General features: G+C 64.4%; 13 protein-coding genes. 6 read left to right on the forward strand and 7 right to left on the reverse strand.

Going from position 1 to position 11,938, the window contains the following annotated elements:
- Positions 1–40: 40 nt before the first annotated feature.
- The gene (locus QU44_RS05465; protein ID WP_033920691.1) at positions 41–1,189 is read left to right on the forward strand and encodes a GNAT family N-acetyltransferase; all 1,149 of its coding nucleotides are present in this window, start codon (positions 41–43) and stop codon (positions 1,187–1,189) included.
- On the opposite strand, the gene QU44_RS05470 is transcribed toward QU44_RS05465, so the two are convergent.
- The 6 genes from QU44_RS05470 to QU44_RS05495 all read right to left on the reverse strand — a co-directional run bounded on the left by QU44_RS05470 (position 1,080) and on the right by QU44_RS05495 (position 7,130).
- Positions 1,080–2,726 carry a hypothetical protein gene (locus QU44_RS05470; protein ID WP_231621625.1) on the reverse strand — a complete coding sequence of 549 codons (1,647 nt, stop codon included), beginning with the start codon at positions 2,724–2,726 and terminating at the stop codon, positions 1,080–1,082. The two genes, QU44_RS05465 and QU44_RS05470, sit on opposite strands and share 110 nt — an antisense overlap.
- Before the next feature lie 59 nt (positions 2,727–2,785).
- Positions 2,786–4,003, reverse strand: coding sequence for an argininosuccinate synthase (locus tag QU44_RS05475; protein ID WP_033920692.1), 1,218 nt, complete (start codon positions 4,001–4,003; stop codon positions 2,786–2,788).
- Positions 4,004–4,148: 145 nt separating this feature from the next.
- Positions 4,149–4,835 (reverse strand): 2,3-diphosphoglycerate-dependent phosphoglycerate mutase, encoded by a 687-nt coding sequence (gene gpmA / locus QU44_RS05480; protein ID WP_033920693.1) that lies wholly within the window; start codon positions 4,833–4,835, stop codon positions 4,149–4,151.
- 110 nt (positions 4,836–4,945) lie between these two features.
- Positions 4,946–5,404: a GNAT family N-acetyltransferase gene (locus tag QU44_RS05485; RefSeq protein ID WP_231621626.1), complete on the reverse strand. Its 459-nt coding sequence runs from the start codon at positions 5,402–5,404 to the stop codon at positions 4,946–4,948.
- Positions 5,401–6,519, reverse strand: a complete 1,119-nt coding sequence (locus tag QU44_RS05490; protein WP_033920694.1) for a M14 family metallopeptidase — start codon at positions 6,517–6,519, stop codon at positions 5,401–5,403. Before QU44_RS05490 ends, QU44_RS05485 begins: the two co-directional genes overlap by 4 nt.
- Positions 6,516–7,130, reverse strand: coding sequence for a hypothetical protein (locus QU44_RS05495; protein WP_033920695.1), 615 nt, complete (start codon positions 7,128–7,130; stop codon positions 6,516–6,518). Before QU44_RS05495 ends, QU44_RS05490 begins: the two co-directional genes overlap by 4 nt.
- Before the next feature lie 171 nt (positions 7,131–7,301).
- Between QU44_RS05495 and ykgO the strand changes: the two genes are divergently transcribed.
- Together ykgO and QU44_RS05505 are read left to right on the forward strand one after the other, a co-directional pair.
- Complete coding sequence (ykgO, locus tag QU44_RS05500) at positions 7,302–7,427, forward strand: type B 50S ribosomal protein L36 (RefSeq protein ID WP_033920696.1); 126 nt, start codon at positions 7,302–7,304, stop codon at positions 7,425–7,427.
- 37 nt (positions 7,428–7,464) lie between these two features.
- Positions 7,465–8,088 (forward strand): HAD family hydrolase, encoded by a 624-nt coding sequence (locus QU44_RS05505; protein WP_231621627.1) that lies wholly within the window; start codon positions 7,465–7,467, stop codon positions 8,086–8,088.
- 122 nt (positions 8,089–8,210) lie between these two features.
- On the opposite strand, the gene pyk is transcribed toward QU44_RS05505, so the two are convergent.
- The gene (gene pyk / locus QU44_RS05510; protein WP_033920698.1) at positions 8,211–9,674 is read right to left on the reverse strand and encodes a pyruvate kinase; all 1,464 of its coding nucleotides are present in this window, start codon (positions 9,672–9,674) and stop codon (positions 8,211–8,213) included.
- 75 nt (positions 9,675–9,749) lie between these two features.
- Between pyk and QU44_RS05515 the strand changes: the two genes are divergently transcribed.
- The 3 genes from QU44_RS05515 (at position 9,750) to QU44_RS05525 (ending at position 11,882) form a co-directional block, all read left to right on the forward strand.
- On the forward strand, positions 9,750–10,124 hold the full coding sequence (locus QU44_RS05515) for a DUF1244 domain-containing protein (protein ID WP_033920772.1): 375 nt from the start codon (positions 9,750–9,752) through the stop codon (positions 10,122–10,124).
- A gap of 92 nt (positions 10,125–10,216) precedes the next feature.
- The gene (locus QU44_RS05520; protein ID WP_033920699.1) at positions 10,217–11,560 is read left to right on the forward strand and encodes a metal-dependent hydrolase family protein; all 1,344 of its coding nucleotides are present in this window, start codon (positions 10,217–10,219) and stop codon (positions 11,558–11,560) included.
- An 82-nt stretch (positions 11,561–11,642) separates the two neighbouring features.
- Positions 11,643–11,882 (forward strand): DUF2312 domain-containing protein, encoded by a 240-nt coding sequence (locus tag QU44_RS05525; protein ID WP_033920700.1) that lies wholly within the window; start codon positions 11,643–11,645, stop codon positions 11,880–11,882.
- The last annotated feature ends 56 nt before the right edge of the window (positions 11,883–11,938 follow it).

Genomic DNA, 11,938 nt, shown 5'->3' on the forward strand with positions numbered 1-11,938 from the left:
CGGTGTTGCAGCCGCCGCCAACGGCTCTACATCCGGAATCGTGAGCGAACCCCCCGTCATCGCGCGTGTTGCCAAGGGTGTGTCGGCGTTGCCCGCCGCGCAATGGGATGCCTGTGCCGGCACCGGCAACCCCTTTGTCAGCCACGCATTCCTGTCGATCCTTGAGGAATCGGGGTCGGTCGGCGGGCGTTCGGGGTGGCAGGCGCTGCCGATCCTGATCGACGGTGCCGATGGCGCGCTGGCCGGCGCGGTGCCAGCTTATGCCAAGGCACATAGCCAGGGCGAATATGTGTTCGACCATAGCTGGGCCGATGCCTGGGAGCGGTCGGGCGGGCGCTATTATCCCAAGCTCCAGATCGCCGCCCCTTTCACCCCGGTGCCCGGCCCCCGGCTGTTGCTGCGCGATCCGGCGCAGGCCCCCGCGCTGATCGCGGCGGTCGAATCGGTGGTCGATCAGAACGGGCTGTCCTCGGCGCACGCAACCTTTATCGACCAGGCCGAAGTCGCACATTTCGCCGCGGCGGGATGGTTGATCCGCGAGGGGACGCAGTTTCACTGGTCGAACAATGGCTATGCCAGCTTCGACGATTTCCTGGGTGCGCTTGCCAGCCGCAAGCGCAAGGGTGTGCGCAAGGAACGCGCCGCCGCGGTCGAGGGGCTGACGATCCGGCACCTGACCGGGGCCGAGATCACCGAGGCTTATTGGGACGCCTTCTGGATATTCTATCAGGACACCGGCGCGCGCAAATGGGGCCAGCCCTATCTGACGCGGCGGTTCTTTTCGCTGATGGGCGAGCGTATGGCCGATCGGGTGCTGATGATCGTCGCCGAACGCGATGGCCAGCCGATCGCCGCGGCGCTCAACCTGATCGGCGACGATGCGCTATATGGCCGCTATTGGGGCTGCACGCAGGACGTGCCGTTCCTGCATTTCGAACTATGCTATTATCAGGCGATCGACGTCGCGATCGCGCGCGGGCTGGCGCGGGTCGAGGCCGGCGCGCAGGGCGAACATAAGCTGGTGCGCGGCTATAGCCCGGTCACCACCTGGTCGGCGCATTACCTGCCCGACCCCGGCTTCAGGCGGGCGGTGGCCGATTTCCTGGCGCGCGAGCGGCAGGCGGTGGCGCAGGAGCAGGCGTTCCTGGGGGAAATGACGCCTTTTCGAAAGAGCGACGGCGGCGGTTGATCCGCTCGAAAAATTCGGGTCCGAGCGGGCCTAGATCCTGCATCAGCAAGCGCGGCGGGCGGCGATCCTCGATCCGGAACAGCGCGCTGCTGCCATCGCGCCACAGCGGCACCAGCCCGGCTTCGAGCCGGCGGTCATAGGCGGGCGGCTCGACCATCCAGATATAGTCGAACGCGCCGCGCGGGAAGCGGGCCAGGGCGACCGCGATCGGGCGCCAGTATTCGCGCGGGCATCGAACGTCGGTGACGATTTGCGAGGGGTCATGGTTGAAGCCGCGCCCGGCGGCATAGTTGACGGTGAGCAATTGCGCCCCCGCCATCGACCATTGGTCGTTCGAAAAGGCGAATTTGCGCGTCAGCGCCATCGCCGGGATGTGCTCGAGCCGTGACATGGTCCATTCGTCGCGGCAGGTTTCGCCAACGAAGCTCACCAGCCGCGCACCGACCGGCAATTTGTCGAGTGCCGCCAATTGGCGGTCATAGCTTTGGTCATATTGCCAGAAGCTCAGCGTGGTCGCGGCAATCCGCCCGGCAAAAAAGGTCAGCCCGATCGCGGCGACGATCGATGCGCGCCGGATCGACAGCCCCGCCTTTGGCCGCAGCGCCAGTAGCGCGATGCCCAGCAGGAAGGGGGCAAGCCGCATATCGGCATAGGCCGATCCGAACACGATTCGGGGCAGCAACAGATACACCGCCAGCAGGCACAGCGCCGAGAGTGTCAGGTTGCGCGAATATTCGATGTTGGGATCATGCACGCCTTTGAGCAGCAGCAGGAAACATGCCGCCAGCGTGCCCATGTCGAGCAGGATCCAGCGGTCGCGAAAGATCATCAGCGCCCAGCGTGCTTTTACCCGCCAGTTGAACCAATCGGCAGTCTGGCCGGTGACATCGTCGCCGCTTCGCCATACCAGCATCAGGATCGCTGGCGGCACCAGCACGATGCAATGCAGTCCGGCAAAGACCGCCGCTGTGAACCAGTTGCGTCCGCGATCATGCTGGCGGATTAGCTCGGCCGAAAAGGCCAGCACGCCAAGCAGCCCCCAGCCAAAAGTATGCGTCACCCACAGGATCAGGCCGATCGGCACGAACAGGATCGCGCGCAGCCGGATATGCCCCAGCCGCGCCAGGCGAAGCCATAGCGCAAAGGCGTTGAGCGAAAGCGCCATCGCCAGCGCGAAATTTACGAAGCCGAAATGGAAGGGGAAGCTGTAGACGATCGGCAGCGCGAACAATGCCGTCGCCGGGACTCGCCCATGCACTTCGCGCGCGATCCATAGCAGGCCGATCGCGGTGAGCACCGGGATCGAGATCACGATCAGCTTCACCGCAAGCTCGAGGCCAAGCAGCGGTTCGAGCGGGACGATCAGCAGGTCGATGCCCAGATTGCCGATCAGCCGCCATTCGAAATTATACCAGTCGCCAAGCCAGGGAGCCTGATGCATCGACTGCTGCACCCGCCAGCGGCCCATATGGCCGGGCAGGTCGACCAACGGTGCGACATCGGGCAACAGCAGCGGGATCGCCGCGATGAATGCCATCGCCGCCACGAACCACCGCGTCTGCCACCAAAAAAGTCGCTGCTCGCCCCCCGACGGCATTACCGGTCGCGCCGGCCCAGCAGGCGCAGGCGTAGGGCCTGTAGTTTGATGAAGCCTGCCGCGTCGCGCTGGTCATAGGCGCCGGCGTCGTCTTCGAAGGTCACGACCTTTTCCGAATAGAGCGAATCGGGCGATTGGCGGCCGATGACATGGACGCCGCCCTTGTAGAGCTTCAGCCGGACCATGCCGTTCACCTTTTTCTGGCTGAGGTCGATCGCGGCCTGGAGCATTTCGCGCTCGGGGCTGAACCAGAAGCCGTTGTAGATCAGCTCGGCATAGCGCGGCATCAGCTCGTCCTTGAGGTGCGCCGCGCCGCGATCGAGCGTCAATTGCTCGATCGCGCGATGTGCGGCGTGCAGGATCGTGCCGCCCGGCGTCTCGTACATCCCGCGCGACTTCATGCCGACGAAGCGGTTTTCGACCAGGTCGAGCCGGCCGATGCCGTGGGTGCGGCCCAGATCGTTGAGCGCCGCCAGCAGCACCGCCGGGGTCATCGAACGACCGTCGATCGCGATCGGATCGCCATGTTCGAATTCGATTTCGATGACTTGGGGGCGGTCGGGCGCATCCTCGGGATCGACGGTGCGCGAAAAGACATAGCCTGGGACTTCGGCCCAGGGGTCTTCGAGGACCAGCCCCTCGGACGAGGTGTGGAGCAGATTGGCGTCGGTCGAGAAGGGGGCCTCGCCGCGCTTGTCCTTGGGCACCGGAATCTGATGCTGTTCGGCATAGGCGATCAGCGCGGTGCGGCTGGTCAAATCCCATTCGCGCCACGGCGCGATCACCTTGATGTCGGGCGCGAGCGCGTAATAGCCGAGTTCGAAGCGGACCTGGTCATTGCCCTTGCCGGTCGCGCCGTGGCTGACCGCATCGGCCTCGACCATCCGCGCGATCTCGATCTGGCGCTTGGCGATCAGCGGGCGCGCGATCGAGGTGCCGAGCAGGTATAGCCCCTCGTACAACGCATTGGCGCGCATCATCGGGAAGACATAGTCGCCGACGAATTCCTCGCGCAGATCGTCGATGAAGATATGCTCGGGCTTGACCCCCATCATCTCGGCCTTGGCGCGCGCCGGCTCTAGCTCTTCGCCCTGGCCAAGATCCGCGGTGAAGGTGACGACTTCGCAATTATAGGTCTGCTGGAGCCATTTGAGGATGACGCTGGTGTCGAGCCCGCCCGAATAGGCAAGGACGACGCGGTTGACGGGGTCGGTCATGGGCAGGCTCCGGGGATGGGGTAGTTGCGCGAGCGTCTAGGCGAATGCGGCGGCGAACGAAAGTGCCAGGCCCTTGGCGGCGCACCGCTTCCCTTCCTAACAGGCAGGGGAGCAGTGCGCCTCGATCCGACTTCCTAAAAGGAGTTCACCGTTCGCTGAGATAATAGCGGTCCATCGCCGCCATCGCATCGTTGAGTTCATACACGATCGGCTGGCCGGTGGGGATTTCCAGGCTGGTAATCTCGTCGTCCGAAATGCCCGACAGATGCTTGACCAGCGCGCGCAGCGAATTGCCGTGCGCCGAGATGACGACTCGCTTGCCCGCCTTCAGCTCAGGCACGATCCGCGATTCCCAATAGGGCAGTACGCGCGCGATCGTGTCTTTCAGGCTTTCGGTGGCGGGGATGGCGATGCCGGCATAGCGGCGGTCGGTGGCAAGGTCATATTCGCTGCCCGGCTCGATCGGCGGCGGCGGCACGTCGAAACTGCGGCGCCAGATATGGACCTGTTCGTCGCCGTGCTTGGCCGCAGTCTCGGCCTTGTTCAGCCCGGTCAGCCCGCCATAATGCCGCTCGTTGAGGTGCCAGTCCTTTTCGACCGGCAGCCACAGCCGCCCCATCTGCTCTAGCGCCAAATTAAGCGTGCGGATTGCGCGGCTCTGGACCGAGGTGAAGCACAAGTCGAAGTCAAAGCCCTTGTCGGCCAGCAATCGTCCGGCTGCCTTTGCCTCTTCGACGCCCTTGTCGGTCAGGTCGACGTCCCACCAGCCGGTGAAGCGGTTTTCGAGGTTCCAGGCCGATTGGCCGTGGCGGATCAGGACGAGCGTTGGCATGCAGGGGGTCTCCAAACGAGGCTGGGATAGGTGTCGCTCTAGCGGCTGAGGGGGGAGAGGCAAACCTCGCTTCTCCTCTCTCCCTGGAAGGAAGGGGAGAGCAGAAAGCGTCAGATCGTGCGGGTCATGAAGCGGTTGAACGGCGTCGCTTCATATTCGCCGAATGGTTCGCACCAGGCAAAGCCGTGGCGCAGATAAAGCGCGACCGCCGCCGCGAAGGGTTCGCCCGATCCGGTTTCCAGGCTCAGCCGGGCCATCCCCTTGGCGCGTGCCGAATCGACGATCGCGGCGAGCAGGGTCGCCGCCACCCCGCGCCGCAAGGCGGCATCGGCGGTCCGCATCGACTTTACTTCGCCGTGATCGGCACCGATCGCCTTTAGCGCACCGCAGCCGAGCAAGGTTTCGCCTTCCCATGCGGTGAGGAACGTGACTTCGGGCGTGGCGAGCCCCGACAGATCGAGGAAATGGCAGGTGCCCGGCGGCGAATGCGCCAGCATCGAATCGAAATGCTGTTGCAGCAGCGCGATGACCGCCGGCTGTTCAAGCCCGCCGTGCCGAACCTCGATCACAGCGTGTCGATCACTTCGGCAAGCGTGTCGAGACAGGCATGCGCCAGCTGCTTCGATCGATCGGGCGACCAGCCGAACACCGGATCGGGCGAGGGATCATGATCCTTGAACGGCATTTCGAGCGTCATCGATACCGCGCCGAACCGTTCGGCAAGCTGATTGGTCGACATCGCCAGATTGGCGCGCCCCGGTGCCGATTTCTCATAGCCGCGCTCGGTCTGGAACAAGGGCGTGTTCGCCGCCAGCCGCCGGCCATAGTCATAGAATTTCGCGCCATGCGCGTCGGTCCAGGATGCGATCCCTTCATATCCCGCGATGAAATTGGCCGGGATCGCTTCGTCGCCATGCACGTCCATCGCGAAGGTGACGCCGGTTGCGTCCATCGCATTGCGTACCGCAAGCACTTCAGGGCTGCGCTCAAGCGTCGGGGCGTGCCATTCGCGGTTGAGGTTCACGCCGGCGGCATTGGTCCGCAAATGGCCGCGCGCCGATCCGTCGGGGTTCATGTTGGGGACGCAGTGCAGCGTCACCTTTTCCCGCAGCGCCAGCGCGGTCGCGTCGGCGGGATCGGTCAGCTTTTCGAGCAGCCCCTCCATGAACCATTCGGCCATCGATTCGCCCGGATGCTGGCGGGCATAGAACCACACTTGCTTGGGGCCATTGCCGATTTGCAGACAATCGATCGGCTGCCCGTCGAGCGAGGTGCCGAGCGATCGGTGCGAGACGCCGGGCATCGCTGCGATCCGCGCAACCGTCTCGCGGTGCCGGTCCATCGAATAGGGCGCGAAATAAGCGAACCAGGCGTCGTCGCCGGCAAATTGATGGGTGAAGCTGAGCACGCCATCGGCATAGCTGGTGTCGGTCATCGGCCATTCGACCTGATCGGTGCTCACCCGCGCGCGATAGCCCGGCCAGCCAAAGGCATAGGCCGCCTGCCCCGCATTCAGGAGGCGGAAGGTGAGACGGCGACCCGCCGCACCCGAGACGCGGAAGTGGAACCATTGGAAGAAATCCGCATGGGAATCGCGGCGGATCTCGAGGTCGACCCGGTCGCCCTCGATCCCCACCAATTCGATATTGCCGCTGTCGAAGGCGGCGCTGAGTTCGATCGTCATGGGACGGTAGTAGTGATCCCCGACTGGCCGGGAAAGCCCTGGAACAGCGCATCGGCCAAGCGATCGGCCTGTTTTCCGGCTTCGATCGCATCGCGCGGCATGGTGCCCACGGTGCGCGCCGCGCCTTCCCAGATCACCGTCGAATCGGTGCGCCGGCGAAGCTTGGCCGACAATTCGGTTTCGACGATGTCGCGTCCACCGCCAAGCCCGGTGCTGACGCCGCCGCCAAGCCCTACGCCGCCGCCGCGCCGGCCAAAGCCGCCACCGCCAAAATTGCCGCCGCCGCCGCCCACGCCGATCGATACCGGCGGCTGGGTGCGCTGGCCGGTTGCCTGCCGGTTGAAGGCGATTTCGACCAGATAGGCCGAGGGTTCGTCGCCGGTGACTCGGCGGAAGTTCAGCTTTTCCATCGCGCGCGCGACCGAATCGGTCTGAGCGGCATATTCGCTGCTGATCATCGGCGCGGTGCGGAGCGGTTCGATGCTGAAGGTGCCCGGCCCGATCGGCGTGCCCAGATTATAGCGAATCACGTTGACCGGCCCGCTGCGGCCGCCCGTCGTGCAGGCGCTGGTGAGGGCGGCAAGAGAAAGTATGGCGATCCGAGCAAGCATGTGACAACATCCTAATCTACGCCCGGCGAGCGCGGGGCATGGGCTTGTAACGCACGCATTGTGATTTGGCTTCACTCGCGTGTGGATGCGGCTTGCCTTGACTTGGATCGGGGCCACGGCTAACCGAGCGCCTCTTTCCGGCACATCCATTCAAATAGAAGCGAATCGGTCATGAAGATCGTCAACTCCCTCAAGTCGCTCAAGGGGCGGCACCGCGACAACCGCGTGATCCGTCGTCGCGGTCGCGTGTACGTCATCAACAAGACCAACCGTCGCTTCAAGGCGCGCCAGGGCTGATTGCCCTGGCCGCTTTGCTGCTTTCGATCGCCTGAAAGTGGCAAAGGGTCCGTCCGCCGTTATCTTCGATATCGGCAACGTCCTGTTCAGTTGGCATCCGCGGTTCTTATATGAGCGCCTGATCGAGGACGATCGGGCGCTTTCGGCATTTGTGGACGACGTCGTCACGCTGGACTGGCATTTCCAGCATGATGAGGGGCGCGATTTCGCCGACACCTCGGCTGAACTGATCGCGCGCTTTCCCGAGCATGCCGATCTGATCGCCCTTTGGGGTCCGCGCTTCAACGACAGCATCGGCGGGCCGATCCCCGGCATGTTCGAGATTGTCGAGGCGCTCGACGCCGCCGGCGTGCCGCTGTTCGCGATCACCAATTTCAGCCACGAATTCTTTCCGCCGTTCCGCGCGGCATGGCCGGCGCTGTTCGACCGGTTCCGTGACATCGTGGTGTCGGGTGCCGAACGGCTGGTGAAGCCTGATCCGGCGATCTACGCGCTGGCGCTCGAGCGTTTCGGGCTGGCGGCGGAGGATGCGGTGTTCGTCGACGACAATCTCGCCAATGTCGAATCGGCGCGGGCGATGGGGATCGACACTGTCGCCTTTACCGACGCGGCGAGCTTTCGTGCGCATCTGGTCGCCGTCGGGCTGTTGCCCGCAATCTGATCCATCGATCTCTTTTTCGTCATTCCCGCGCAGGCGGGAATCCATAACCACTGTACTGGAATATGGATTCCCGCCTGCGCGGGAATGACGATGAGAAATGCATCAGCACCTCGTGATCGCGCTCAGCTTTCGTTGTCGTAATTCTTGAGTTCGTTGCCGATGATCTGCGTGACGTGCAGCACGTTGGTCGATCCGGGCGTGCCGAAGGGAACGCCGGCGCACACCACCACGCGGTCGCCGCCATGCGCGATGTTGTTGCGAAGCGCCATCCGCTTGGCCTTTGCCACCATCTCCTCGAACGAGGCGACGTCGCGGGTCACCACCGCATGTACGCCCCATAGCAGGCCGAGCCGCCGCGCGGTTTCGGCCTTGGGGGTCAGCACCATGATCGGCACGCCGGGCCGCTCGCGTGCGATTCGCCGCGCGGTCGATCCCGACAGGGTGAAGCAGATGATCGCGCTGGCCGATGCCGTCACCGCGATGTTCTTGGCGGCTTCGGCGAGTGCGTCGGCGGTGGTTGGGTCGGGCTTGAGCACGGTGAAATGCACGCGGTCGCCATGCATTGGATCGCGTTCGACCGCATTGGCGATCGCGTCCATCATCGCCACCGACTCGACCGGCCAGGCACCGGCGGCGCTTTCGGCCGACAGCATGATCGCATCGGCCCCGTCATAGACCGCGGTGGCGACGTCGCTCACCTCGGCGCGCGTCGGCGAAGGCGTGGTGATCATCGATTCGAGCATCTGCGTCGCGACGATCACCGGCCGGCCAAGCCGCCGCGCGGTTTCGACGATCCGCTTTTGCAGCGGCGGCACCGATTGCGGCGGCAGTTCGACGCCAAGGTCGCCGCGTGCGACCATCACGCCGTCACACGCCTCAACGATCTCCTCCAGCCTCGCGACCGCGCTTGGCTTTTCGATCTTGGCTAGCAGCGCCGCCTTGCCGCCGATCAGCTTACGCGCCTCGGCCAGATCCTCGGGCCGCTGGACGAAGCTCAGCGCGATCCAGTCGACCTTTTGCTCGACCGCGAATGCAAGGTCGCTGACATCCTTGTCGGTCAGCGCCGCCATCGGCAGCACCACGTCGGGGACGTTCAGCCCCTTGGAGTTCGACAGCCAGCCGCCGACTTCGACCACCGTGATGATATGCTCATCGTCATGCTCGACGACGCGCAGCACCATCTTGCCATCGTCGAGCAGCAGCCGCGCATCGCGCGCGATCGCGGCGAAAATCTCGCGATGCGGCAGCTCGACGCGGTTTACGTCGCCCGGCGTGGGATCGCGATCGAGCACGAAGCGCTTGCCGACTTCGAGCAGCACCTTGCCCTCGGCAAACCGACCGACACGAAGCTTTGGCCCTTGGAGATCGGCCAGGATCGTGGTGGGGCGGCCATAGATTTTCTCCATGGCGCGTATCGCTTCGATCACCGGCACTTTCGATGCCTGATCGCCATGGCTCATATTGATCCGAAACGCATCGGCACCGGCCTCGAACAGGCGGCCGATCATCTCGGGGGTGTTGCTGGCGGGGCCTAATGTCGCGAGTATCCGTACTTTACGCGAACGGGGGGCGATTGCCTTGGTCATTGGGGAGGCTTCCTCGGCTTGTTCGCGGCTGGCTGTACCCAATATTGTAGGTCGATCAACCTTGATGGGAATATGATGACCAATATCGACCAGCTCGACGATCATACCGCCGCCGCCGCGTTTCGCCGGCTGGTGCGGCATTTGCAGCATCGCACCGACGCGCAGAATGTCGATCTGATGGGGCAGGCGGGGTTTTGCCGCAACTGCCTGGGCGATTGGGTCGCCGAAGCCGGCGGCCTTTCGAAGGACGAAGGGCGCGCGGCGATTTACGGCATGCCCTATGCCCAGTGGAAGGCCGAACACCAGCAGCCCGCCACCCCCGAACAAATCGCGCGGATGGAGGCGAGCGTCGCGCTGAATGCGCGGGCCGAGCAGGAAGCGGCGCTCGACGAGGCGCTCGAGGACACGTTTCCGGCGAGCGACCCGCCTGCGATGACCGAGCCAAGGTAACCGTCCTCATGACGACTGGTGGCGGACGCAAGGGGCTTTCCTTCCGCCACCGCTCGGCTAGGTTCCCCGCAAAATAGAGGGGAAGCACCAACATGCGAACGATCCTGACCGCAGCCGCGCTGCTCGCTGCTACCGCCGTCAGCGCCCAGATGCCGCCCGTATCGGCCCCGACCCCGGCTCCCGTCGTCACCTATATCCATGCCGGCCAGTTGCTCGACCGCCCCGGCCAGCGCGTGCGCGGGCAAAGCACGATCGTCGTGCGCGATGGCCGGATCGCCGAAATCCGCGACGGCTTTGCCGTGCCCGAGGCGGGGGCGAAGCTGGTCGACCTCAAGGATCAATATGTCCTGCCCGGCCTGATCGACATGCACGTCCATCTCTATTCCACCGGCTATCCTTTGCAGGCGCGGCTCGACGAAACCACCACCGATCTCGAAGACGGGCTGCTCACCGCGATGCAAAGCGCGCGCCGGACGCTCGATGCCGGCTTCACCACGGTGCGCGATCTGGGCGGCGAGCCGCGCGGCGTTCGCGCGCTGCGCGATGCGATTGCTCGCGGCGATGTCGAGGGGCCGACGATCGTCAATGCCGGGCGCATGGTGTCGGTCACCGCCGGGCATGGCGACGCCAATGGCATGCGCCGCGACTTCGCGCATGTCGAGCGTGAGGGATCGCCCGAATTGTGCAACGGCCCCGACGATTGCCGCCGCGCGACTCGCGAACAGATCTTCACCGGGGCCGAAGTGATCAAGTTCGCCGCATCGGGCGGGGTGGGCAGCAACATCGCCGGTGGGCTGGAAGCGCAGATGACCTTTGAAGAGATGAAGGCGATCGTCGATACCGCGCATGCCTTTGGCCGCAAGGCGACCGCGCACGCGCATGGCAAATCGGGGATCGACACCGCGCTTCGCGCCGGCGTCGATTCGATCGAACATGGCAGCTATATCGATGACGAGACGATCGCGCTGTTCAAGGACAAGGGCGCGTATCTGGTACCGACGATGCACGCCTTTGAAAGCGTGATCCGTCAGGGCCGCGCGGGCGAGCGCCCCGCCGCCAGCGTCGCCAAGGCCGAACAGGTCGCCACCGTCGTCAAGGAAAGCCACCGCCGCGCCTTTGCCAGCGGCATGAAAATCGCATTCGGCACCGATGCCGGGGTCGGCCCGCATGGTACCAACGGGCTGGAGTTCGGCTATATGGCCGCGATCGGCATGAAGCCGATCGACGCGATCCGCACCGCGACGGTCGAGGCGGCGACCCTGCTTGGCCACGCCGATCGAATCGGCACGATCGAAGTGGGCAAGGACGCCGACATCATCGCGGTGGTGGGCGATCCGGTCGCCGATGTCGCTCGGCTGAACGATGTCGGCTTCGTGATGCGGCGCGGGGCGGTGCACAAGCTGGGCGGCAAGCGCCAGGGTTTTCCCGCCAGTTGAGGTTGCGCCAGCCATTCGGGTTGCGCCAGCGCGTGCATGGTTTATGCCGCGCCGCCTGACCCCCATTCATCGCGAGAGAATCATGAGCGACAATATTTCCGCCGAACAGCTTCGTCTTCTGATCGAGCGGATCGAACGGCTCGAAGAAGAAAAGAGCGGCATCGCCGACGATATCAAAGACGTCTATGCGGAGGGCAAGTCGACCGGCTTCGACGTGAAGACGATGCGAACCATCGTGCGGCTGCGCAAGATGGAAAAGCATCACCGCGACGAGGCTGAGATGTTGCTCGAAACATATATGCAGGCACTTGGCATGGCTTGATTGTCAGTTAGTGGCGTCGTCTGACCGGATTAGCAGGCTGCTGAAAAATCCCACGG

The sequence above is a fragment of the Sphingomonas sp. 37zxx genome, assembly GCF_000786205.1.
Taxonomy (GTDB): domain Bacteria; phylum Pseudomonadota; class Alphaproteobacteria; order Sphingomonadales; family Sphingomonadaceae; genus Sphingomonas.